The 23,096-nt window shown below is 65.1% G+C and carries 18 protein-coding genes; 13 read left to right on the top strand and 5 right to left on the bottom strand.

The genetic code is table 11. The features are described 5' to 3' along the window. Position 1 precedes the first annotated feature (1 nt). Positions 2-763 (top strand): TetR/AcrR family transcriptional regulator, encoded by a 762-nt coding sequence (locus GAU_RS14720; RefSeq protein WP_015894682.1) that lies wholly within the window; start codon positions 2-4, stop codon positions 761-763. On the opposite strand, the gene GAU_RS14715 is transcribed toward GAU_RS14720, so the two are convergent. Then, positions 755-3,226 (bottom strand): TonB-dependent receptor plug domain-containing protein, encoded by a 2,472-nt coding sequence (locus GAU_RS14715; protein WP_015894681.1) that lies wholly within the window; start codon positions 3,224-3,226, stop codon positions 755-757. The two genes, GAU_RS14720 and GAU_RS14715, sit on opposite strands and share 9 nt — an antisense overlap. 62 nt (positions 3,227-3,288) lie before the next feature. Here GAU_RS14715 and GAU_RS14710 point away from each other — a divergent pair, with 62 nt between their 5' ends. Beyond that, positions 3,289-3,717 carry a MerR family transcriptional regulator gene (locus GAU_RS14710; RefSeq protein ID WP_015894680.1) on the top strand — a complete coding sequence of 143 codons (429 nt, stop codon included), beginning with the start codon at positions 3,289-3,291 and terminating at the stop codon, positions 3,715-3,717. Here the strand turns inward: GAU_RS14710 and queG are convergent. Continuing rightward, positions 3,686-4,780 (bottom strand): tRNA epoxyqueuosine(34) reductase QueG, encoded by a 1,095-nt coding sequence (gene queG / locus GAU_RS14705; RefSeq protein ID WP_015894679.1) that lies wholly within the window; start codon positions 4,778-4,780, stop codon positions 3,686-3,688. The two genes, GAU_RS14710 and queG, sit on opposite strands and share 32 nt — an antisense overlap. Positions 4,781-4,826: 46 nt before the next feature. Further along, positions 4,827-5,075, bottom strand: coding sequence for a hypothetical protein (locus GAU_RS14700; RefSeq protein WP_015894678.1), 249 nt, complete (start codon positions 5,073-5,075; stop codon positions 4,827-4,829). Positions 5,076-5,367: 292 nt separating this feature from the next. Between GAU_RS14700 and GAU_RS21135 the strand changes: the two genes are divergently transcribed. From GAU_RS21135 to GAU_RS14680, 4 genes are read left to right on the top strand one after another with little or no spacing between them, the layout of a single operon-like run. Next, complete coding sequence (locus tag GAU_RS21135) at positions 5,368-8,217, top strand: hybrid sensor histidine kinase/response regulator (RefSeq protein WP_169307699.1); 2,850 nt, start codon at positions 5,368-5,370, stop codon at positions 8,215-8,217. 5 nt (positions 8,218-8,222) lie between these two features. Continuing rightward, positions 8,223-10,031 (top strand): putative bifunctional diguanylate cyclase/phosphodiesterase, encoded by a 1,809-nt coding sequence (locus GAU_RS14690; protein ID WP_015894676.1) that lies wholly within the window; start codon positions 8,223-8,225, stop codon positions 10,029-10,031. Further along, the gene (locus GAU_RS14685) at positions 10,028-10,885 is read left to right on the top strand and encodes an HDOD domain-containing protein (protein ID WP_015894675.1); all 858 of its coding nucleotides are present in this window, start codon (positions 10,028-10,030) and stop codon (positions 10,883-10,885) included. The genes GAU_RS14690 and GAU_RS14685 overlap by 4 nt, the downstream gene beginning before the upstream one ends. Positions 10,886-10,901: 16 nt before the next feature. Beyond that, entirely contained in the window at positions 10,902-11,228 is a 327-nt protein-coding gene (locus GAU_RS14680) for a nucleoside triphosphate pyrophosphohydrolase family protein (protein WP_015894674.1), read from the top strand. A gap of 24 nt (positions 11,229-11,252) precedes the next feature. On the opposite strand, the gene GAU_RS14675 is transcribed toward GAU_RS14680, so the two are convergent. Continuing rightward, the gene (locus GAU_RS14675) at positions 11,253-12,707 is read right to left on the bottom strand and encodes an alkaline phosphatase family protein (protein ID WP_041265565.1); all 1,455 of its coding nucleotides are present in this window, start codon (positions 12,705-12,707) and stop codon (positions 11,253-11,255) included. Between the two features lie 403 nt (positions 12,708-13,110). On the opposite strand from GAU_RS14675, the gene GAU_RS22915 reads away from it, so the two are divergent. The 3 genes from GAU_RS22915 (at position 13,111) to GAU_RS14660 (ending at position 15,532) form a co-directional block, all read left to right on the top strand. Further along, complete coding sequence (locus GAU_RS22915; protein WP_015894672.1) at positions 13,111-13,863, top strand: TIGR00730 family Rossman fold protein; 753 nt, start codon at positions 13,111-13,113, stop codon at positions 13,861-13,863. Between the two features lie 189 nt (positions 13,864-14,052). Beyond that, positions 14,053-14,538 (top strand): GreA/GreB family elongation factor, encoded by a 486-nt coding sequence (locus tag GAU_RS14665; protein WP_015894671.1) that lies wholly within the window; start codon positions 14,053-14,055, stop codon positions 14,536-14,538. A 13-nt stretch (positions 14,539-14,551) separates the two neighbouring features. Continuing rightward, positions 14,552-15,532 (top strand): zinc-dependent alcohol dehydrogenase family protein, encoded by a 981-nt coding sequence (locus GAU_RS14660; RefSeq protein WP_015894670.1) that lies wholly within the window; start codon positions 14,552-14,554, stop codon positions 15,530-15,532. Between the two features lie 15 nt (positions 15,533-15,547). Here the strand turns inward: GAU_RS14660 and GAU_RS14655 are convergent, their stop codons facing one another. Beyond that, a complete protein-coding gene (locus GAU_RS14655) occupies positions 15,548-17,191 on the bottom strand; it encodes a glycerol-3-phosphate dehydrogenase/oxidase (RefSeq protein ID WP_015894669.1) in 1,644 nt (547 codons plus the stop codon). Positions 17,192-17,321: 130 nt separating this feature from the next. Here GAU_RS14655 and fadI point away from each other — a divergent pair, with 130 nt between their 5' ends. Genes fadI through GAU_RS14635 form a run of 4 tightly spaced genes read left to right on the top strand, consistent with a single transcriptional unit; the run spans position 17,322 to position 23,087 of the window. Next, entirely contained in the window at positions 17,322-18,617 is a 1,296-nt protein-coding gene (gene fadI, locus GAU_RS14650; RefSeq protein ID WP_015894668.1) for an acetyl-CoA C-acyltransferase FadI, read from the top strand. After that, positions 18,614-20,827 carry a fatty acid oxidation complex subunit alpha FadJ gene (gene fadJ, locus GAU_RS14645; protein ID WP_015894667.1) on the top strand — a complete coding sequence of 738 codons (2,214 nt, stop codon included), beginning with the start codon at positions 18,614-18,616 and terminating at the stop codon, positions 20,825-20,827. Before fadI ends, fadJ begins: the two co-directional genes overlap by 4 nt. Continuing rightward, positions 20,824-21,399 carry a DinB family protein gene (locus tag GAU_RS14640; protein ID WP_015894666.1) on the top strand — a complete coding sequence of 192 codons (576 nt, stop codon included), beginning with the start codon at positions 20,824-20,826 and terminating at the stop codon, positions 21,397-21,399. The genes fadJ and GAU_RS14640 overlap by 4 nt, the downstream gene beginning before the upstream one ends. Then, on the top strand, positions 21,399-23,087 hold the full coding sequence (locus GAU_RS14635; protein ID WP_015894665.1) for a M14 family metallopeptidase: 1,689 nt from the start codon (positions 21,399-21,401) through the stop codon (positions 23,085-23,087). Before GAU_RS14640 ends, GAU_RS14635 begins: the two co-directional genes overlap by 1 nt. Positions 23,088-23,096: the final 9 nt, after the last annotated feature.

Here is a 23,096-nt window from a genome sequence, read left to right as displayed (position 1 = left end):
GATGGCATCGCTCGCAGCGAACTCGGATTCGTCGCGCGCGGCAGGGCTGACCGGGGAGGCGCGCACGCGCCTCCTCGAGGCCGCGGCCCGCGTGTTTGCCCGACATGGCGCAGCGGGAGCCACCACCAAGCGCATCGCCGAGGTGGCTGGTGTCAATGAAGTGACACTGTTCCGTATCTTCGGGTCGAAGGACGCGTTGCTCGATGCGGCGTTGCAGGCCTGTGCGCACGGGGAGCAGCCGGCGCGTTTGCCCAATACGCCCATCGATCCAGAGCAGGAGCTGACGGAGTGGTGCGCGCAGGAAGTGGCGCGGCTGGCCAGGTCGTCCGATTTCTGGCGGCAGTGCATGGCCGAATCCGGATCGCGTCGGCATCACGCCGACGACGCGGGCACGGTGCTGTCGGCCAGTGCGAGTATCGTGCGCGCCTATGTGGATCGTCTGGCGTCTCAGATGCCGCTGGTCAGTGTGCCGGAGCGGGAAGCGGCGGTGAGCATGCTGGTGGCGGCGGTGGTGAGTGATGCGCTGGCCCGCGACGAGCTACCAGTGTTTCACTCCCTGTCCCGCGACCGCGCTCCGGCGTGTTACAGTCGGGCGTTTCTGCGCAGCATTGGCTGGCCGGTGAGCAGCACATTCGACGGGGCCACCACGGTGGGGCGTATGCGCTGGGAGTGGTTCAGTCCACCGGAAAGCGAGTCCGACACCAAGGCGGTTGGCGATGACATCGACGCCATCGCCGAACGCGCCGCCGTCTGGTCAGAGTGACCAGCGGATACCGGCGTTGGTGGTGAAGCCCACGAGATCGGTCCAGGCATCGGTGGCCCATCGCCCGCCCATGCCCCGCGCAGGCAGTCGCAGTGGGTCGAATCGGGTCTGACGCACGTTGGTGATGTTCTCGAGATTCACGAACACCCGCATGGCGCCCATGGGCGTCTTGAACACTCGCTCGCCGAGCAGACCAACGATCACATAGGGCCGGCTCGTCTGCCGGTACGGGTTTTCCTCGAGGGACTGCTGCCCGGTGTAGTAGACCTCGAGACCCACACGCTGTACGCCCTCCCATTCCACCGCGCTCACCAGACCGGCGCTGACCCGCGGCGTGAGGGGCACATCGCGCCGCACGCACTGCACCACCGACTGCTCCGGTGCACACTCGGTGGCCCGCAGCAGTGTCATGGACGCGGTGGTGCGCCACACGGCGCCCTCGCCATGATCATCGCCATGATCATCGCCGTGACTCTCGCCACGCGCGGCGCCATGATTGCCGCGCTCGCTCGATGGTTTCTCGTCGTCATGGTCATCGTCCTCGCCCCCGCCAAGCGGCCGGGTGAGGCGTGCCAACAACTCTCCACCCCAGGTGCGAGTGGGCGCGGCGCTGTTGAGCAGTTCGATGCGGGTGGCACCGTTGGGCGTTGTGCCGCCGATGCTGCGCACCTGCAGGGCCGAGGTCACACGTGAGCCGAACGCCGTGGTATTGAGATCGAGCTGACCCCAGCCCATGCGCACCGGGCCACCGATATCGATCGATCCACCGGATGCCCGCTCCGCACTCAGGTTGCCCAACGCACGCAGTGGTGCGAGGCCCGTTGCTTCGGTCTCTTCAGTGAACGGCGTTGGTGCGAAGGCACCGGTCCCGGCGGAGAATCGGGCAGTCCATCCGTCCAACACGGGCGATTCAGGTGCACGCAGGAGCATCGAGACCCGTGGGTTGAACACCGTGCCATAGTGACTGTGAAAGTCCACACGGGCGGTCGACGATAGCGACAGCCAGGTCGTGGCATCCACATCGGCCTGCACAAACGCTGCCGGTGCCGTGAACGTGTAGTTGAAATTGGCGAACGTGCTGTTGCGATAGCGATCCTGCTGCGCGGCCACACCCGCGACATACACGGCGCGATCCGTGGGCTTGGCGATCGTTGCCTCGGCGAACCAGGTGCCGTGATTGTCCTTTTCCGTTTGGGCACCCATCACATGGTTGTGCTGTTGCTGCATGGCTGACGCCCGCATGGAGAGCACGGCGCGATGCGTGTCTGAATCGACAGGATCGCTGTCGGCTTCATAGGTGTAGCTATCGCTCTGCTTGCTGCCCAGGGTCCAACGCAACAGACCACCCACATCGCCGCGGCGGGTGCGCAACGATTCACGGAAGGCTCCACCTGTTGGTACGGTGGCGTCGGGCATGGTGCCACCGGTGCGATCTTCAGCGGTGACGCCGGTTGTCAGGAAGGCCGAGCGTCCGCGTCCGTTGTCGAGATAGAGTCGCGGACGCACCACGAATCGCTCATAGCCCGGCAGATCGGTCCAGCCGTCGGCATCAAGGTCGCGGCGACCCTGCCGGTGCGCGCCGGCCAGCAGCGTATAACCCACACCGTCGGCCGGACGCCCGGACCCGAAGTACACCGCATCGGAGCCACCACGTGATGTCTGGTTGAGCAGGATGGTGCGCTCCGCTTCGTCGGCCGGGCGTCGACTCACCAGGTTGATCACGCCACCCAGTGCCGAGCTGCCGTAGAGCGCCGACGCGGTGCCTTTGATCACTTCTACTCGACCGAGATCCACGGGCGGGATCTGCAGCAACCCGAGTCCACCGGCCTGTCCGCCGTACAGCGGCAACCCATCGGCCAGGATCAGGGTGTAGCGTCCACGAAGTCCCTGCACCCGCACGTTCGCGCCGCCCAGCGAGGGATTGGTGGTCTGCACCCGCAGGCCGCTGGTTTCATTCAGCATCATCGCGATGTCGCCGGGGGTCATCGCCACCTTTTCGGCGATCTCCTCCTCATCGATCACCTCCACGCGCAGTGGGGTGTCTTCCACCCGCCGTTCGGAGCGTGTGGCCGACACCACCATACCAGAGAGTTCCGTGTGCAGCGCTTCCATGGTCACCACAAAGCTGGTGTCCTGGCCAGCCACGAGCTGCGTGCGCAGGGTGTCGGGCCGGAAGCCCACCCGGGTGAGCAGGAACGCGCGCGCACCGGGCGTCACCCGCAACGTGACCATGCCTCGGGCGTCGGTGATGCCGTTGGTGGTGTCCGTCTGTGCCGAGTCGACCAGGACACGCACACGAACTGCCGGCACCGGTGCACCATCGTGCTGCACGGTGATCCGGGCCGTGGCGCCGGGGCCAACAGATGTCTGGGGTGCATCCTGGGCCACCGCGAGGTGCGGTGCGCCGGCCAGACTGGCCAACAGGAGCAGGGCTGAGAGGAGCGGGCGGGATGAAGCCGTCATGCCATCAAGCTATTCTTTGTAGTGACTACAAGGTCAACGGTCTTCTACCTCCCGTGCGCCTCATGCCGAACGCCTCCCCCGAACTGCTCATCATCAGCGAGCTGGCCGAGCACACCGGCACCACCCCCGAAACGATTCGGTACTACGAGCGCGTGGGTGTGTTGCCGGCGGCGCATCGGCAGGGCAACGGGCGCTATCGGCGCTACGATGCCACAGACGTGCGTCGGTTGACCTTCATCCGTCGAGCACGAGACCTCGGGTTTTCGCTCGACGTGGTGCGCAATCTGCTGCACCTGTCGGAGCAGCCCGATCACCCCTGCGATGAAGTGGACAGATTGGCGCGGGAGCAACTGGTGGCTGTAGACCGCAAACTCGAGCAGTTGCTCACGCTGCGGGAGGCACTCTCCCAGCTCACGCAGTGCTGCGACAGCGGACACGCGATGTCGGAGTGTCGTATTCTCAGTTCTCTGGGCGCTCCTGGACGCGCCTGATCGCCCAGGTGGCGTGTTCACGCACCAGCGGCTGATCGTGCAGCTCGGCCGCCGCTTCCAGCACGGGCAGATCGTCCGGCGTGCCCACATTGCCCAGCACCACGGCGGCATTGCGCTGCAACATCCACAGCTTGGCGCGCTTCATCGCGGATCCGCGAAACGTTTCGCGATAGTCGGCGGCGTCCATCATGAGCACCGAACGCGCCATCGCCCGCGGATCACTGTCGCTGAGGAATGGGCGTGTCTGGAATTCGTCGAACCGAATGGGTTGGGCGAATCGCCGATTCCATGGGCAGACATCCTGGCAGATGTCACATCCGTACAACCAGGATCCGATACCTGGGCGGAGTGCTTCCGGAATCTCTTCGCGCAGCTCGATGGTGAGATAGCTGATGCAACGCCGGGCATCGACGGTGCGTGGTGCGGTGATGGCGTCGGTGGGGCAGGCATCGATACAGCGTGTGCACGACCCGCAGCGATCGGCCTCGAAGGGGGCACTGGCTTCGAGCGGAAAGGCCACGAACAGCGACGCCAGAAACAGGAATGATCCGGCCTGTGGCGAAATCAGCATGGTGTTCTTGCCGAACCAGCCCAGGCCAGCACGCTGTGCGAGATCCCGTTCGAGAATTGGCGCGCTGTCCACGTAGGGTCGTGCATCGATGGGAGCGCCAACTTCCTGCTCCAGCCACCGATGCAGTTCGCGCATCCGCTCGCGCAGTACATCGTGGTAGTCATCGCCACGAGCGTAGCGGGCCACCGGGCCGGCCGGTTCCCGTCCACCGTATGACGCGGCCAGCACGAGCGCGTGCGTGGCCCCGGGATGGGGGCGACGGCTGTCATGTCGCAACTGCGCGCCCGCCCCGTCGAGATAGCCCATGTTGCCGTGGTGGCCGGCCGCGAGCCAGGCATCGAAGACGGCGCGTGTTTCGGGCTCGCCAAGTTCCGCGATGCCGGCAGCATCGAACCCCAAGCCATAGGCCTGAGCGATCAGCCGCTCACTCAGCGACCGTGTGGGGGCCGCAGCAGACGCGGCCGCGCGGGCAGCGGGAGGCACGTCCGACATGGCTGCGAACGCATCAGTGACGCCGAGCAGACGTCACCGCCGCTGATCAGGGCTGGCGTCCCAGCCAGCGCGCGAAGGCGATCACATCCCCGGCTGGCGGCACCGCATGCTCATCCCCGTAGGCGGTGTACATGCGCCACCGCACGTAGTTCATGGCCGGCAGCGGCAGGAACGGCACCCGACGATACCAATGCCGATGACGGAACCGCCACGCCACACGCAGCAGGTCCGCGGCCAGTGCCGGATTGAGCAGGGCACGCAGGGCCAGGGTCGTCGTCAGGGAAATCCACGCCATATCTGCAATATAAACAACGCCGGACAATGAAGTCTGAAACGGTCATGCCCGCCACGTGACGCTCCGGTCGGGGCGGCGTCCTATTCGTGACGAGTTTGTCGGAAATGTAGGGTTTCCCCTCTTGAAACCGATCAAGCGGTTGTGGCGCCCCGCCGATACTGGAAGCTGGACGCCGACGAGGGTGCCGCCACTGTTTTTGCCTCCCGAACCGGGGGCAGGGATCGATCATTCCGCCCTGCCGTCGACGGGACTTCCGCACCACCGTCGCCTCATGTCCGCACCCACGCCCCCCATGTCACGTCCCCGCCTGCGCCTGCGCGCGTGGTGGACGGATGTGCTGCAGTTCGTGGTGCTGACGGTCATGGTCGAACTGGCCCTGCACGAAGCCGTCGTTCGTGCGCCCATCGACGTCAGTGACACGGTGCGCAGTTTGCTCGACGCCGTTGGCCTGGCGGTCATCATTGGACCACTGCTGGGCTGGACGCTGTATCGTCGGCATGTCGACGCGCGCCTGAGCCAGGTGCAGACCACGACCTTCCGCGTGCCGGGCAGCCCGCATCATCGCGTGCGGATTGCGGTACACGCCTCGTTGCTCGTCTTTGGGGCGCTCGTGGGCGGAGCGCTCTGGGGGCACCTCAAGGCTGAAGACGCCCGTCGGGCCGAAGGCGAGCTGTCCACGCTGGTCAGCCGTCAGCGTCTGCACGCCGAGCGCATGATGCGATTCGCCAGCGCGGCGGATTCTGAACCTGCAGAAATTGGCCAGCTCACGAACGAACTGGCATCGCTGCTGGAAGACGCCCGCCGTGTCGACGTGCTGGCGGACCGCCTGAGCCACGGGACCACCGCCACGGCGCGTTCCGCCTGGAGTGTACTCGCCCGGAATCGGGCCGACCGCGACTCGTTGCGCGTCAGTGTGGAGGCGTTCACGCTGCTGACGTTCCCGGCGGAACGCGCCAGAGTGGCGGACACGATTCAACAGCGTGCCGACGCACTGCGCGCGCACACGGAAGTTGTACTGGACCTGTTGCAGCGGCATCAGGCGGAATCCGTGCAGCAGGGCATACGGGCGGCGTGGGTCATGGCGGCATTCCTGTTTGCCATGCTGCTCGGCATCGCGCTGGTCGTCATCGAGCCGGCAGTGCGACTGCTGCGCCGGCAACATGTGGCGGTGACCACTCGCAGCGTGGAGTTCGAACGTCTGGCTCAGGTGGCGCAGCGCACCGCGCAGCAGTTGGCCGATGCCCAGTCCATGGCCCGACTCGGGAGCTGGTCCTTCGACAGCGCGACCCGCCACCTGCAATGGTCTGCCGAGCTGTTTCAGCTCTTTGGTCGCGACAGCACGCAGTGGACGCCCACGCCGGAGCTGGTGGTCGACGATCAGTATCATCCTGACGAGGTGCCGGTGCTACTCGCCGCTCTCCAGCACACGCAGGAAACAGGCGAACCGTACTCGCTGCTGATGCGCACGGCGGAGCGGAATCCCGCCGTGCGCTGGGTGCGTGCCGAAGGGCGGGTGCAACGCCGCGCCGATGGCACGCGCGTGGGATTGATGGGCACGGTCATGGATGTCACCGATGCCATCGAGCGTGAAGAAGCGCTGCGTCAGGCGCAGCAGTATGCCGAAGGAGCCAATCGCAGCAAGAGCGAATTCCTGGCCAACATGAGCCACGAAATCCGTACGCCGCTGACCGCGATTCTGGGACACACGGATCTGTTGCGTGAGGAGGCGGTGCGCAGCGCTGCGCCGCGGGATCAGGTGCAAGGGCTCGAGACGATCCAGCGTGCCGGCGAGCATCTGCTCACCGTGCTGAACGACATTCTCGACATTTCGCGCATCGAAGCCGGCCGACTCGAGATCGAACCGGTGGCCTGTGATCTGCCCGCATTGCTGCTCGACGTCGAAAGTCTCATGCGCGCCCGTGCGGCAGCGAAGGGGCTCACGCTCGAAACCCGTTTGCGCAACACGGTGCCATCGCGGGTCTTTGCCGATCCGACACGGGTCCGGCAGATTCTCATGAATCTGGTCGGGAACGCCGTGAAATTCACGGCATACGGACGTGTCACGATCGAAGCGGGTGTTGAACGGGCCGAAGGACAGGAATGGCTCACGATCACGGTGGATGACACCGGCCCCGGCATGACCGAGCAGCAGGAGTCGTTGCTGTTTCAGCCGTTCATGCAGGCCGATGGTTCGGTGACGCGGCGCCACGGTGGCACGGGCCTGGGCCTGGCCATTTGCCGTCGCCTCGCCACCCTGATGGGAGGCCATGTCCGTCTGGTGCACACGGCACCTGGTCGTGGCTCGCGTTTCGAACTGCGACTGGTGCTGCAGCCCATTGCATCGGCGGCGTGTGTGGACCAATTGGACAGCACCCGTCTCGAGTTGGCAGATGCGGCGGCCCTGGGCGCACAGCGTCCGGCCGTGCTCGCGTTGCGCGGACGGATCCTGTTGGCCGAAGACGGCGAAGACAATCAGCGCCTCATCGCTCTGCTGCTACGGACGGCGGGTGCTGAAGTGACGGTGGCGCCGAATGGACGACAGGCGCTGGAGGCGCTGGAGTGGGCTTCGGCGGCAGGGGCACCATTCGACCTGCTGGTGACCGACATGCAGATGCCGGAGATGGACGGTTACACTCTCGCCGCCACCTTGCGGGCGCGCGGCGAAACGATGCCGATCATTGCCCTCACAGCCCACGCCATGGCGGAAGATCGTGCACGGTGCCTCGACGCGGGCTGTGACGACTATGCCAGCAAGCCCATTGATCGTGCGGCGCTGATCGCGACCTGTGCTCACTGGCTGCGTGAGGAGGAAGACCTCTTCCCGCAGGTGTTGTACAGCGAAATGTCGCGCGAGCCGGAATTGGCCGCACTGGTGGCCCGATTTGCCTCCGCGTTGCCGGATCGTGTGGCCACCATCGACGTCGCGTTGCGTGAGGGGCGTGTGGACAAGGCCGTGCAGGCGGCGCATCAACTCAAAGGCGCTGCCGGCAGCTATGGCTATCCCGCCGTTGGCGACCTGGCGCGGGAACTCGAACAGCAACTGCTCCGGGAAAGCCCGGACACCTGTGGACCGACAATGGACCGATTGCAGCATTTTGCGCGCGCAGCACAGCGCGGCGCGCAGGGTATGACTCTGGAGTGACCAATATGACCATGGATCAACGACGGGAAGATTGGCGGCGCCTGGCGCAGCCACCAGCCCGAGTGCTGCTGATTGACGACGACGCGGATATCCATCCGCTGGTCGAGGCCATGTTGCGCCCGCTCCATGTGCAGTTCGCGAGCGCGCACGATGGACGCGGCGGCATGGCGCAGGCCATTGCCATGCGTCCTGACCTCATTCTGCTCGACCAGGAATTGCCGGACGGCACGGGTGTCGCACTGCTTCCCAAGCTGCGCCTGCATCCGGCGCTCGCGGATGTGCCGATCATCATCATCACCGCGAGTGAACAGCGGGAAGTCCTCGCCGCGTGTTTCGAGGCCGGTGCGTCGGACTACATTCGCAAGCCGTTCTTCGGCGCCGAACTGCGTGCGCGTGTGCAATCCCTCATCGAGCGGCAGCGCATGCTCGATGACCTCGGACGGGCAGCGCATATCGATCCGCTCACCGGGTTGCCCAACCGCGCGCTGCTCCAGTGGCGTTTGCAGCATGCGATCGATCGGGCGCGTCGCAATGTCGAAGAATCATTCTCGCTGATGTTCATCGACTTTGATCGGTTCAAGCTGATCAACGACAGTCTCGGGCACGCGTTCGGTGACATGCTGCTCGCCGAGCTGGGGCAGCGCCTGCGTGACAGTCTGCGTGTGCAGGACAGTCTGGCGCGCGATGTGAGCGGAACCACCGTGGCCCGCCTGGGTGGTGACGAGTTCATCGTCATTCTGGAAGGCACGCGTGACGCCGCGGCCGCCACGGTCGTGGCCGATCGATTGATCGAGGTCATCGAACTTCCCTACCATCTCGATCAGCACATCGTGCGATCCAGCGCGAGTATCGGCATCGTGCACAGCGGCGGTGGATATACCGAAGCGGCCGATATGCTGCGCGATGCCGACATCGCGATGTACGAAGCCAAGGCGCGCGGAAAGGGGTGTCACGCGGTCTTTACGAACGATATGCGGGAAGCCGTGCGGTATCGCATGCAGCTCGAAAACGCGCTGCGTGAAGCCATTGGCACGGACCAGATGTTTCTGGCCTATCAGCCGATCCTGTCACTGGAAGACCGTCGTCTCGAGTGCGTGGAGGTGTTGCTGCGCTGGCGGCACCCGGAACTCGGCAGCATCTCGCCTGCGCAGTTCATCCCCATTGCCGAAGAGACTCGCCTGATCCTGCCGCTGTCGGACATCGTGTTGCGTCAGGCCTGTCTGCAATTCCTGCACTGGCGGGAGCATATGCCCGAGCTGGCTCCGCGCTACATCAGCGTGAATCTGTCGCGCGTGCAGTTGACGGATCCGCAGCTCGCCAAGCGCATGATGGCCATTCTCGATGAGATGGGCATGCCGCCGGAGTGTCTGCAGCTCGAGGTCACCGAATCGCAGATCATGCAGCAGCGCTCCATGGCGTCCGAACTGCTGGCCGAGTTCAAGCGTCACGGCGTGCGGCTGGCGATGGATGACTTTGGTGCGGGCTATTCGTCGCTCTCCTGTCTGCAGGAGTATCCGTTCGATACGCTGAAGGTCGACCGCACTCTGACCGACAACATCAGCCGGGGGCGTGGTTTCTCGGCCCTGCTGCACGCGGTGGTGTCACTGGCCGAGAATCTGGGCCTGGAAATCGTGGCGGAAGGCATCGAACGGGTGGATCAGTTGGTGCTACTGCAGGCGCTGGGCTACACCTATGGACAGGGCTTTCTCCTCGGCCGTCCGCTCACTGCGGATGCGCTCGAAGAGTGGGCGCGCACGGGCGCCGGTTCCGGCAACACTTCGGGGAACGGCACAAATACGCGGGAGGCTGCGTGAAAGACTTCATCATTCGTGCGACGCTGAGCCGCGTCGGCGCATTGGGAACGCTGCCGGATGTTGCCATCCGGATCATGCGGGTGGCGGAAAATCCCGCGGCGACCGAGGAGATGATGCACGAGATCCTCATTTCCGATCCGTCGCTTGCGGCCCGTGTGCTGAAGGTGGTCAACTCCGCCTTCTATCGTCGGCAGCGTGAGGTATCCACACCACGGGCCGCCATCCGCCTGCTGGGTGTGGAAGCCATTCGCAGTATCGCGCTGGCCGCGAGCCTGCATCGCCTGTTCCGCGGCGGGCGCACGATCCCGGGATTCGATCCCAGCGACCTCTGGGCGCACAGTGTGGCTGTGGGGACTGCCGCCCGGGCCGTGGCTCTGCGCACTGGTGTGGGCCTGCCAGAAGAAGCGATGCTGGCTGGTCTGCTGCACGACATCGGCATCATTGTCGCCATGCAGGCGTGGCTGCCCGAGTTCTCTCTCATCATGCAGCGTGCCGGCGCGCCAGGGGCGCTGACATTCCGGGAGCTCGAGCTCGAGCAGATCGGGGCGACACATGAACAGTTGGGCGGGGCCCTGTGCGAGGCGTGGAACTTCCCCCCCTCGCTGGCCTCGGCCTGCCGGTACCATCACGACTTCAGCGAGTTGACCGGTGATGCGCAGCGTTTTGCCGCGGTCATTCACCTGGCCGATGTGCTGGCGGCGCAGTTGGGCATCGGATATGTGCACACGGTGGAAAGCAGCGCCCCGCATCCGCAGGCTCTAGCGCTGTTGGGGATCGACGGCCTCGAATTGGAGTCGCTGCTCGACGACCTCGAGATGGAACTGCCACAGGCTTCCACGTTGCTGGCGGCCTGACGATATCTTTGAGGGCATGACCCTCGACGAGTATCAACACCTGGCGGCGCGCACGCTCGGGCGCGACCGCACGCACGAACAGCAGTTGGCCAACGCCGCCCTCGGCCTCACCGGTGAAGCCGGGGAAGTAGCCGAGGTGATCAAGAAGCACCTGTTCCACGCCACGCCGCTTGATCGCGAAGCATTGGCCAAGGAACTGGGCGATTGCCTCTGGTATCTGGGAGCTTTTGCCACGGTGCTCGACATGTCGCTCGATGACATTGCGCAGCGCAATATCGACAAGTTGCGCAAGCGTTATCCTGAAGGGTTCGACCCCGAGCGCAGCCGGAACCGCACCGAATAGCGGCAGCGGGAGCCTCTCGTTGCCTCATACCGTGCGCAGAAACGACCGACCTTCGGCGAATGGCAGCGGTGGGAGCCCCAACAAGTCGAGCGCACTCGGTACCACATCCGACGTGCGCTGCGGCAGCCGGGCAGATGGAGTGTCCAGCAGCAACGGGGCAAGCATCTGGTCGCGCAACAACGCGCCGTGTGTGGACACGTGCACCACGGGTTCGAAGCGCGTGCGCAGATCCCACCCGGGGCTCGCCGAAATGATGATGTCCCCCGATCGCGCCGCCGTGGTGAGCAGCGACAACTGCACCAGGGCATCGGGGTAGTTGGTGTTGGCCGATGCGTTCCAGGCATCGCAGGCATCGAGGTTGAGGTGCGCGCCTCCCAGTTGCAGCGGATCGCCGTCGGCCAGCGGCAGGTAGGACCATCGCTCGGCCTCGAACTGCTGCGCCGGTACGTGCACGATGCGCGCCGCACCACGTTGCGCGTGTTGTACCTGAGAGACCGTTGGTGATTCGGCCACACACAGCAGGTCCACCGATGGTCGAGCCAGGAGACGCTCGTGCAGCGTGTGCCAACGAGCCGGTTGATCGGGCCACCAGCGGCGTGTGCGCTGCGCCGGATCCACGTAGAGGTGTGCCATGGCATTGCCACCGACCATCAGCGCGATATCGGGCCGTCGCACGAACAGTTGGGGGTGTGCGAGCACGCGCAGTGATTCGCTTTCGAGCCAGCCATGCAGATCGTCGTGCTGTGTGACGGGCGCGTGCCCATGATCGCCCACCAACCAGACATGGAGTCGATCGCCCCATCCATCACGATCCGCCATGGCCTTGGCCATGGTGACGGCATGTTCGATATCGAGCACCGAGCGACGCACGATCTCCGAGAATGGGCCACGCTGGTGCGAGAACTTGTCGGGGCCTGACACCACCATCACGGACAGGCGTGGCTGCACCTGGGCAAATCGGTGTAGAAACTGCTGCATGGCGCGTTGCTCCACGCGCCGCCATCCCTCCAGATCGCCGCGGAAGTGTGTCGGAGCTGCACGCAACATCCAGGCGACGGAACGGCCAATGCGACCATGCGAAGCCCCACGTGCCAGCATACACGAAGAGCTCAGCGATGGCTGTGCGAGCTCAAATAGGGTGGGTGAGGTCGGGTCCACATCCCGGTCGACATGCCAGATATCGATACCGGCGTAGCTGCGGCTTTGTGCTGGCGACCAGGCGAGTGATCGGGCTCGGTCGTACCAGCGCAGTCCCGGCAGTCCGGCACGCGCCGGATGTCGCCCCATCAAAAAAGGTATGTACGCCGGTCCGGTGACCGAAGGGAACGACGCGCTCACTGCGTGGTAACTGCCATGGGTGCGTAGTGCCGACAGCGTCGGCACGTCGCCGCGTTCCATGCACTCCGCCAGCACATCGGGCCGAAGCCCATCTGCCACGACCAGCAGCAGGTGCCTGGGCGGAGTGATATCATGCATCATGGGTTCACATCGTAGCGCATGGACCGTGCTGTCGGTGCCCCTCGAGTCTCCCACCGAAATTCTCATGGCCAAATCTCCGCGCCCGACGCCCCGGAAGACGTCCACCAAGACTGCCGCTACGTCCTCGAAGAAGGCGGCGCGCACGTCTGGGGCAAAGTCTGTGGCGAAGCCCGCCGCAAAAACGTCGGCAGCGAAGTCTGCAAAGACATCGTCGAAGACCTCCAATACGCCCGAGCTCAAGACCGCGGGGGGCAAGACCGCGTCGCCCAGCACCCGGGCGCGTGCCGAGCACGAATCACTCGAGGGGCTCAAGGAGCGCACCGAAGAAGGACACCGGAAGGCGGGACGTGAGCCCGCCGGTACGCGCACGCTCGTGTCGAGTGGTGCGCGGGCGGTGCGGCGCATGGATCCGCGTCTGGTGGACCAGGCGATCCGCGATCGCCCCATGCTGACGGAAGACGAGAAGCTGCTGCAGGCACCCTCGGAGGCCACGGCGTCGTTCACGTTGAGTGATCCGTGGCGGGTGCAGCGCATCACCTCGGAGTTCGTCGAGGGGTTCGATGCACTCGCGGATATTCAGAAGGGTGTCACGATCTTTGGATCGGCCCGCACGGGACCCGACGACCCGCAGTATCAGGCGGCGCGCGAAACGGCACGTCTGCTCGCCGAGCAGGGATTCTCCATCATCACCGGTGCCGGCCCGGGCATCATGGAAGCCGCCAACAAGGGGGCCCGTGAAGGCAAAGGGCATTCCGTGGGCTGCAACATCGAATTGCCGTTTGAGCAGGGTGCGAATCCGTATGTCGATACGTTGGTGAACTTCCGGTACTTCTTTGTGCGGAAGACCATGTTCATCAAGTATTCGAATGCGTTCATCATCTTCCCCGGTGGTTTTGGCACACTCGATGAGCTCTTCGAGGCGCTCACACTGGTGCAGACGGGCAAGATCTATCAGTTCCCCATCATTCTCTTCGGCCGCCACTACTGGGCCGGGCTTATCCGTTGGATCACGTCGCGCGTGGCGGCCGAGGGCAAGGTTTCCCCCGGTGATCTCGATCTGCTCACGCTCACTGACGATCCTGCGGAAGCGGCGCAGGCCGTGATCGATGCGCACGCCGCGCAGGTGCATGAAATCGCCACGCGCATCGAGGCGTAGCTCGGAAGGACGCAGAAAACGACGCACGGAACCTTTCCCATGGCCCGGGGTCATGGAGGGTTCATATCTGCCACTTCGTCGACGGCTTGAAGTCGCGAGCAGAAGTGGCATATTGCCCCAAGAGGAAACGCGCCCGGCCGGGAACGGTCGGGCGCTCGCCTTTATTACCCATCCGTGAGCTGAAAGCGCATGTTCCAGGAACTCATCGCTCAGATGGCGCGTGAAGTGGAGAAGCTCCAGTTCGAGCTGAACGTCACGCTGCCCAACGAAATCCGGAAAGCCGTCGAGCTTGGCGACTTGAAGGAGAATAGCGAGTACAAGGCTGCGCTCGAACGCCAGCAGTTCGTGCAGGCACGCCTGGGACAGCTCACGCAGCGCGTCACGAAGCTCGCGAATATCGATATCACGCAGATCCCCGGTGACCGGGTGGGTCTGGGTTCGAAGGTGATCGTCGAGGATCTCCAGTCCAAGGCGCGTGAAACGTACGAACTGGTGTTCGGTGATGCGGGCGAATTGCACGACGGACACGTGACCATGGGATCGCCCATTGGCCGCGCGTTGCAGGGCAAGTCCGTGGGTGAGGAAGCTATTCTCAAGCTGCCCACGCGTATTCGCAAACTGCAGATTGTGGAGTTGCAGACCATCCACGATCGCAACGCCGAAGAAGTCGTGTGATGCGGCGCGCCCGATGATCCGCGCGGAATACAGTGAGCGCGGTCCGGCGCTGCATGCTCTGTTGCACCTGATCGAACGCGACACGCCGGTGCCCCGAGCGGGGCAGGCCCTCGTCGAGATGTTGGCGGCGCCGATCAATCCGTCCGACCTGCTCACCATTACGGGTCAGTACGGATTGTTGCCGGCGCTGCCGGCGGTGGCGGGCAACGAGGCCGTCGGTGAGATCGTCGCCGTGGGCGAAGGCGTGAGTCGTATCCGTATCGGTGAGCGTGTGGTGATGCCACCGGGTTACGGCACGTGGGCATCCCACATGCTCGCACCGGCTGATCAACTGTGGTCGGTGCCCACCGATGCGGACCTGCTGCAACTCGCCATGGTGCGCGTCAATCCGCCCACCGCTGAATTGCTGCTGCGTGATTTTGTGGCGCTGGAGGCGGGAGACTGGATCATCCAGAACGCGGCGAACAGCGGGGTGGGTGAGTACGTCATCCAGCTCGCCCGGCGTCGTGGTGTGCGCACCGTGAACGTGGTGCGCCGCGAGGCACTCATTGCGCCACTCCTGCAGATGGGTGCCGATGTGGTGCTGCTCGATGGGCCAGATCTGCCGGAGCGCGTGGTCGACGCCACGCAGCGTGCAAAAATCCGTCTCGGATTCGATGCGGTGGGTGGCAGTGCCACGGAACGTATTGCGTCCTCACTCGTGCCCACGGGCACCGTGGTGAATTACGGCGCGTCCGGTGGTGAATCGAGCCGCGTCACGCCGCGTTCGCTGATCTTTCGCGATATCACGGTCCGTGGATTTTGGCTGGTGAACTGGTTCCGTCGCACCACGCCCGCCGAACAGCAGGTGGTGTACGATGGGCTCGTCGGTATGATTCAGCGCGGGGAACTCGCTGCGCGTGTGCAGGCCACGTACCCGCTGGCACAGTTGCACGAGGCCGTGACGGCCGCTGCGCAGGCCCAACGCAACGGTAAGGTGCTGCTGGTGCGCTGACACGCCTCCAGTGTGTCAGCTCATGCCATCGATGGTGAAAAGACGCGCGACGTCTGCGGCATACGCGGCCAGTTGACGCTCCCGCTCCGCGTCGCTCCACCCGAGGCGGGCCTGCATCAACGGTGCGATCCGCTGCGCCGCGGCGACGCCGTGATCCCGCGTCTCGAATGCCAGGTGGGTACGCCGCACCAACACGTCGGCAAACGTGCAGCTCCATTCGCGCTCGACGGCGTACGCCACCTCGGCGGACAGATAGGGCAGGTCGTCGGACACCCGCGCGCCGAGCCGTGGATCGCGCTGCACATAGCTCCACACATTGCGCCAGCCGCTGCCGTACGCCTGCGCGAGACGCTCGGCGACTGCCACGTCATGTGTGGTGGCACTGGCCTCGGCCACGACGGCCTCGCGGGAATTCCAGTCGCCCCCCGGCAAGGGCGTGGTGCGACTCACGGCTGGCGGTGGTGCCGGCTCACCCAGTTCCCGCAAGGCGTGGCGGAGGATATCCGCCGCCATGGCGCGATACGTGGTCAGTTTGCCGCCGGTCACACTCAACTGGCCGTCGGCTCGACGCGAGATGGCGTGTTCACGCGACGCCGCATTGGCGTTGTGTTCACCGGCGCGGGCGATCGCCAGCGGACGAATCCCACACCACGCCGTGATGACGTCATCGAGAGACAACTGTGCGAAGGGGAAGACCCGATTCACCGACTGCAGCAAGTAGGTGACGTCGGCGATGGTGGCGCGGATGTCATCGGGACCGCGCCGCGCCGGTTGTTCGGTGGTGCCGATGATGGCGTGCGCGCCGGCCGGCAGCACGAACATCACTCGTCCATCGAGTGGCGAAACAATGGTGAGCGCATCGCGGTTGCCAATGCGCTGGCGCGGTACGGCGACGTGGGCACCGGCCGAACCCAGCACCTGTGAGCCTTTGGCCTCGCCCGTCAGCGCCGATGTGGCATCACTCCATGGCCCGGTGGCGTTGATGACCACGCGGGCACGCACATCGAAGCGGTTACCCGTCAGTCGGTCTTCGGCCACCACACCGACCAGGCGGGCGCCATCGTGAATGCCGGCTGCGGCAGCGCAGTGATTGAGGACTGTGGCGCCCGCGTCGGCTGCGGCCTGGGCATTGGCCAGCGTCAGCCGGGAGTCGTCGGTGGCGGCATCCCAGTAGCGGGCGCCTCCCACGAGGGCATCACGATTGAGGGCGGGTTCGTGCGACAACACGCCTTCGCGACTCAGTCCCTGATGCCGATGCACATTGCGAAAGAGTGACAGGGCGTCGTAGAGCGCCAGCCCCGCTCGCACTTTCCAGCGGGGCACCCGGGCACCGCGATACACCGGCCACGTAAAGGCCAGCGGACGGACCAGGTGCGGGGCCAGGGACAGCAGCAGCCGGCGCTCGCGGCTCGACTCGAACACCAGGCCCAGATGCCCATGCTCCAGATAGCGCACGCCGCCGTGCACGAGCCGTGAGGACCGTGATGAGGTTCCGGCGCCGAAGTCGTCGCGTTCCACCAGGGCTGTGCGATAACCCGCCAGGGCTGCCTCACGGGCGACGCCCGCCCCGGTGATGCCCCCGCCAATGATGAGAATGTCAAAAGGCTCGCTGGACAGCGCGGCGATCGCGGCGGGGCGCCAGCCCTGGGTCGGTTCCATGCGCGCACATTGCGCCCCGGGGGGCCTGTTGGCCAGCCCCGGTGGCAGGGCTGTTGGGCATGGGTGCCTGCCGTCACGACAAATGGCCGTCGAGTGGGCGACCCAGCCGGGTGAACGTTAGCTTGCAGGAATGGCCACCTTTGGAAACGGCCGGCGCGTTGCGATCGTGGCCGGTGTGCGGACCCCATTTGCCCGCTCAGGCACGCTGCTCAAGGACTACACGGCCATCGACCTCGGGCGGCTGGCGGTGGCCGAATTGGTGCAGCGTACGGCCTTGGATGCCTCGATGACCGACCTGCTGGTCTTCGGGACGGTCATTCCTTCGGTGATGGCCCCAAACATTGCGCGCGAAGTCTCGCTGCTGCCGCATTTTCCGAAGTCGTTGCAGGCCTATACGGTGGGTCGCGCCTGTGCGTCTGCCAACCAGGCCATCACCGATGCGGCCGACCAGATTGCGCTCGGTCATGCCGACGTGGCGATCGCCGGTGGCAGTGAGTCGCTCTCGCAGGTGCCCATTCTGCATTCGCGCGGCATGAGTGACATCCTCGTTGCCGCATCGAAGGCCCGCAGTCTGTCGCAGCGCCTCTCCATTCTGGCGCGGTTGCGCCCCCGGGATCTTGTGCCTATCACGCCGGCGATCGCCGAGCCCAGTACGGGTGAGACGATGGGGCAGAGCGCCGACAAGATGGCCAAGATCAATGGCATCGCCCGTGAGGCGCAGGACCGTTTCGCGCTGCGTTCGCATCAGATGGCGGCCCGCGGACACGATGATGGGCGACTCACGGCGGAGATTGCGCCGGTGACCGTACCGCCAAAACACGACAGCATGCTGGCCGCCGACAATGGCGTGCGTCGGGATTCCACCTACGAACAGTTGGCGGCGCTCAAACCGGTGTTCGACCGGCTGTATGGCACGGTCACGGCCGGCAATGCCTCACCGCTCACCGATGGTGGAGCGGCGGTGCTGCTCATGAGTGAAGACCGGGCGAAGGCGTTGGGGTACACGCCGCTCGCTTACATCCGCTCATACGCGTACGCTGCGGTCGATCCGGGTGAACAGTTGCTGCAGGCCCCGGTGCTCGCGGCACCGCTGGCGCTGCAACGGGCCGGGCTCGCACTGCACGACCTCGACATCATCGAAATGCACGAAGCGTTTGCGGCCCAGGTGCTCAGCAACCTGCAGGGGTTCACGTCGCAGGCCTGGGCAGACCGGGGCGGTTTCCGTGCGCCGGTGGGCGAAGTGGATCCGGAGCGTCTCAACGTGATGGGTGGCTCGATCTCCATTGGCCATCCGTTTGGCGCCACCGGCGCGCGCATCGTGACCACGCTGTGCAACGAACTGCAACGTCGCGACGCGCAGTTCGGCATGTTGACCGTGTGTGCGGCCGGTGGACTCGGGCACGCGATGATCGTGGAGCGCACATGAGTCGTGCCGCATCCGATGTATCGGGCGCAGGGCTGACGGTGGCCACGCTGCCCGGCACGCTGTTGCTCGAGGACAGTACGGTGGGACTGTCGTTGCGGGTGCATGAAGGCATCGCGCTGATCGCCTACGACCAGCCGGGATCGCCGGTGAACACGCTGAACAGTCGCGTCGGGCCGGTGTTCGAACAGTTCTTCCTGCGCATCGAACAGGACGCGGCCATCGTCGCAGCCGTGTTGGTGAGTGGCAAGACAGATAGCTGGATTGCCGGCGCCGATATCGAAGAACTGCAGCGCATCACCGCCCCGGTGGATGGTGAACGGCTCTCCCGCAGCGGACAGTTGTTGCTCGACCGCCTCGCCGCGCTCAGGAAGCCGGTGATTGCGGCCATTCATGGGGCGGCGCTGGGCGGCGGCCTCGAAGTGGCGCTGGCCTGTCATCACCGCATCATCACCGATCATGCGAAGACGGTGCTGGCGTTGCCTGAGGTGCAGCTCGGGTTGATACCGGGCGCCGGCGGCACACAGCGGCTGCCACGCACGGTGGGTTTGCAGGTGGCCCTCGACCTGATTCTCACCGGCAAGAATGTGCGCGCCCGCAAGGCACTGCCAATGGGGCTCGTGCACGAGTTGGTGCACCCAGCGATCCTGCTCGATGTGGCCATGCAGCGTGCGCGCCAGTTGGCGCACGGCGATCGATCGGCGGTACGGGAGCGGCGTCCCGGTCTTGTCGAGCGTGCGCTCGAGGAAAACTCGGTGGGACGCGCGATCATCTTTCGCAAGGCGCGCGAGAGCGTGACGAAGAAGACCGGTGGTCACTATCCAGCGCCGTTTGCTGCGCTCGACGTGATCGAACGCGGCTATCGCGAGTCGTTTGCCGCCGGCCTGCTCGAGGAAGCGAAGCGTTTTGGCGAACTCGCCGTGTCGCCGGAATGCCGTCAGCTCGCCTATCTGTTTTTTGCCACCACCTCGCTCAAGAAAGACACAGGGCTCCCCGCCGGCCAGAACGTGGCGCCACGTGCTGTGCACAAGCTCGGCGTGCTGGGAGCGGGATTCATGGGGGCTGGCATCACGGCGGTGGCGGTGCAAGCCGGCACAGTGGTGCGGCTCAAGGACGGTACGGTCGAACGGCTGGCGTCGGGGTTCAAGGCGGTGCGCGATGTGGTGCGCGAACGCCTCGTCAAGCGCCAGATCACGCGGGTCCAGTTCGACGACACCATGTCACTGGTGGGCGGCACCGTGGATTACCGCGGCTTCGCCAATGTCGATCTGGTGATCGAAGCCGTGTTCGAGGATCTCGATGTGAAGCATCAGGTGCTGCGTGAGGTCGAGGAAACCACACCGGCGGCGATCTTTGCGTCGAATACCAGCACCATCCCCATTCGCGATATTGCGCGCGCCGCCAAACGGCCGGAGCAGGTGCTGGGCATGCACTTCTTCTCGCCCGTGCATCGCATGCCGCTGCTCGAGGTGATTGTCACGCCGGAGACCAGTGCGGAGACCACGGCGACCGCCGTGGCCTACGGCAAGCAGCTTGGCAAGACGGTGATCGTCGTGCAGGATGGCGCGGGGTTTTATGTGAACCGCATCCTGGCGCCATATCTCAACGAGTGCGGCCGGATGGTCGACGAAGGGGCGTCCATCGAGGACATCGACAAGGCGTTGGTGCAGTTCGGTTTTCCGGTCGGACCGTTCACGCTGCTCGACGAAGTGGGGCTCGATATTGCCGGCAAGTCGGGTCCGATCATGGAAGCCGCCTTTGGGCCACGCATGCAACCGTCGGCGACACTGCGCGCCGTCATCGCGAGTGGCCGGCTTGGTCGCAAAGCCCGCAAAGGCTTCTATCGTTACGACGCCGATGGCAAGCGGCAGGGTGTTGACGATTCGATCTACGCCATGACGCCGGTCGGTGCACGGCGGCGCACGCTTCCGGTCGAGGAAATTCAACAGCGGGCCGTGCTGCCGCTGCTCAATGAAGCGGTGCGTTGCCTCGACGAAGGCATCATCCGCTCCCCGCGTGATGGAGATATCGGTGCGGTGTTTGGCATCGGTTTCCCACCGTTCCGGGGCGGACCGTTTCGGCTGCTGGACACCATGGGGCTAGCCAATGTCGTTGCCCAACTGGATGCCCTGCACGCACGTTTCCCTGGACGGTTCGAGGTGGCCAAGCTGCTTCGGGCCCGCGCCGATCGCCAACAGCCCTTCCATCCGTGACGGATCCTCACTCGACCACACCATTGCCGTCCCTCTTCACGCTGCATCCTCGCATGGTCGAAGTGGTGGTGGCGCTCGAATTGGCGCAGCAGGACATGCTCAATGTGCTGGACGCCATTCCGGTGTCGCAGCGTGATGCCATGCCCGCGCGCGGTGGCTGGACGATCACGGCGATTGTCGAACATCTGGCCATCATCGAAGACGGAGCCGGACGCCTGTTGTCCAACCTCATCAAGCAGGTGAAGGACACGCCGGAAACCGAGACCGATGCCATCGAGCCGACGCTCGAGCACTTCCAGTTGTGGAATCCCACGCGTCGCATCGAAGCGCCGGATTTTGTCCGCCCGAAAGGTGAGCTGTCTTTTGATGACGCGCTCGCACGTCAGTCCCTGGCCCGTGCACGCATGATTGGAGCGCTTTCTCAGGCGTCCGGCTGCGCATTGGGCACCGTGACCTATCCGCATCCCGTGCTGGGACCGCTCACTGGCTATCAGTGGGCGCTGGTCACGGCACAGCATCAACGCCGCCATCTGCTCCAGATCGCAGCCGTCTCCTCCAGCCTGTCGTCCTGATGTTCGTGCAGACTACGCACACCCGTCGCCGCTTTCCGGTGCGCGCACTCTCCCTGGGCCTGTTGGGTGCGGCACTCGGCCTGACCTCCACTGCCGATGCGCAGGGCACGTCCACCGCACGTGGGCCGCGCACACGGGCCGAACGCACGAACTATCTCGAGACGTCCACCTATGCGGATGTCGTGAGCTTCGTCGATTCGCTCCGGGCGATGGGCGCACCGATCACGGTGAGTGAACTGGCCAAGTCACCCGGTGGTCGCTCGTTGCCGCTGGTCGTTGCCTCGCGCCCCAAGGTGTCGACGCCGGCCGAAGCCCGTCGCCTGAACCGGCCCATTGTCTATCTCCAGGCGAACATTCACGCCGGCGAAGTGGAAGGAAAGGAAGCCGTGCTGGCGCTGCTGCGGGAATGGTCATTCGGCAAGACACCCAACGTGCTCGACTCGCTCGTGGTGGTGGTGGTCCCGATCTACAATGCCGATGGCAACGAGAAGCTGGCCGATCAGGCACGCAATCGTGGATCGCAGCTCGGACCGGTCATGATTGGCGAGCGTCCCAATGGCGCCGGGCTCGATCTCAACCGCGACTACGTGAAGGCCGAAGCCCCGGAAACACGCGGTGCGCTGGCGGCATTCAATGCGTGGAACCCGGATCTGTTCATCGATCTGCACACCACGAACGGCAGCTACCACGGCTACGCGCTCACTTACTCGCAGTCGCTGCATCCGGCGGCCCCGCTGGCGCCATTCACCATCGATACGCTGCTCCCCGAGATTCGCCGTCGCATGAAGGCGCGTCACAACTTCGAAGTGTTCCCGTACGGCAACTTTTCGTCGGGCGAAGGCCGCGAATCCATCACCGCACCGACCAAGTCCGGCTGGGTGACCTACGAACACAAGCCGCGCTACGGCACCAACTACTACGGGCTGCGCGGCGGTATCAGCATCCTGAGCGAAGCGTACTCCCACGATCCGTTCGAGCGTCGGGTCGCCAGCACGCGCGCATTTGTGCAGGAAATTCTGTCATACGTGTCCGAGCGTCGCCCGCAGATCCTGGCACGGGTGAAGACGGGCATCGCCGCCAGCACCTACGCCGCACGCACGCCGGCAGCCACAAAGGCCGTGCCGGTGCGCTCACGCTTCCTCTCGCGGCCCGACACGCAGCCCGTGCTGGTGGAACGTCTCGAGCGTGTGGCCGATTCCACGCAACGCACCGAACCGGGCGTGCCGCTCGGTGTGCGTCGCACGGGTGAGATCGCCGCGCAGCGCATGCCGGTGGTCGATCGTTTCGAAGCCGCGCTCACGCGCACACCCACCAGCGGTGGTTATGTGTTCGACGCGTCGTACACGGCCGTGGCCGATCTGCTCAAGCTCCATGGCATTGCGGTGACCACACTGAGTGCGCCGCAGCAGGTGTCTCTGGATGTGTTCCAGGTCGACTCGGTGATCAAGTCGGGACGCCCGTTCCAGGGTCATCAGGAAGTGAGCCTCACCGGGGCCTGGCGCACCGAATCGCGCACGCTGCCCGCCGGCACGTTTGTCGTGCGCTCTGGTACGTCGCGCGATCTCGTCGCGATGTTGCTGCTGGAGCCGGAAAGTGACGACGGTCTGGTCACCTGGAATCACTTCGATGCCGCGCTGGCTAAGGGCAAGGATGCGCCCGTGGCTCGCCTGAAAACGCCCCTTCGCTGATTCGATCGC

The sequence above is a fragment of the Gemmatimonas aurantiaca T-27 genome, from assembly GCF_000010305.1.
Lineage (GTDB): Bacteria > Gemmatimonadota > Gemmatimonadetes > Gemmatimonadales > Gemmatimonadaceae > Gemmatimonas > Gemmatimonas aurantiaca.
The sequence above is the reverse complement of the archived record's forward strand: the minus strand, read 5'-3'. Positions and strand labels throughout refer to the sequence as shown.

Bases quoted from the DNA above. Each gene is read 5' to 3' on its own strand.
- GAU_RS14720 (WP_015894682.1), top strand. From the start codon at position 2: ATGGCATCGCTCGCAGCGAACTCGGATTCGTCGCGCGCGGCAGGGCTG.
- GAU_RS14715 (WP_015894681.1), bottom strand. From the start codon at position 3,226: ATGACGGCTTCATCCCGCCCGCTCCTCTCAGCCCTGCTCCTGTTGGCC.
- GAU_RS14710 (WP_015894680.1), top strand. From the start codon at position 3,289: ATGCCGAACGCCTCCCCCGAACTGCTCATCATCAGCGAGCTGGCCGAG.
- queG (WP_015894679.1), bottom strand. From the start codon at position 4,780: ATGTCGGACGTGCCTCCCGCTGCCCGCGCGGCCGCGTCTGCTGCGGCC.
- GAU_RS14700 (WP_015894678.1), bottom strand. From the start codon at position 5,075: ATGGCGTGGATTTCCCTGACGACGACCCTGGCCCTGCGTGCCCTGCTC.
- GAU_RS21135 (WP_169307699.1), top strand. From the start codon at position 5,368: ATGTCACGTCCCCGCCTGCGCCTGCGCGCGTGGTGGACGGATGTGCTG.
- GAU_RS14690 (WP_015894676.1), top strand. From the start codon at position 8,223: ATGACCATGGATCAACGACGGGAAGATTGGCGGCGCCTGGCGCAGCCA.
- GAU_RS14680 (WP_015894674.1), top strand. From the start codon at position 10,902: ATGACCCTCGACGAGTATCAACACCTGGCGGCGCGCACGCTCGGGCGC.
- GAU_RS14675 (WP_041265565.1), bottom strand. From the start codon at position 12,707: ATGATGCATGATATCACTCCGCCCAGGCACCTGCTGCTGGTCGTGGCA.
- GAU_RS22915 (WP_015894672.1), top strand. From the start codon at position 13,111: ATGGATCCGCGTCTGGTGGACCAGGCGATCCGCGATCGCCCCATGCTG.
- GAU_RS14665 (WP_015894671.1), top strand. From the start codon at position 14,053: ATGTTCCAGGAACTCATCGCTCAGATGGCGCGTGAAGTGGAGAAGCTC.
- GAU_RS14660 (WP_015894670.1), top strand. From the start codon at position 14,552: ATGATCCGCGCGGAATACAGTGAGCGCGGTCCGGCGCTGCATGCTCTG.
- GAU_RS14655 (WP_015894669.1), bottom strand. From the start codon at position 17,191: ATGGAACCGACCCAGGGCTGGCGCCCCGCCGCGATCGCCGCGCTGTCC.
- fadI (WP_015894668.1), top strand. From the start codon at position 17,322: ATGGCCACCTTTGGAAACGGCCGGCGCGTTGCGATCGTGGCCGGTGTG.
- fadJ (WP_015894667.1), top strand. From the start codon at position 18,614: ATGAGTCGTGCCGCATCCGATGTATCGGGCGCAGGGCTGACGGTGGCC.
- GAU_RS14635 (WP_015894665.1), top strand. From the start codon at position 21,399: ATGTTCGTGCAGACTACGCACACCCGTCGCCGCTTTCCGGTGCGCGCA.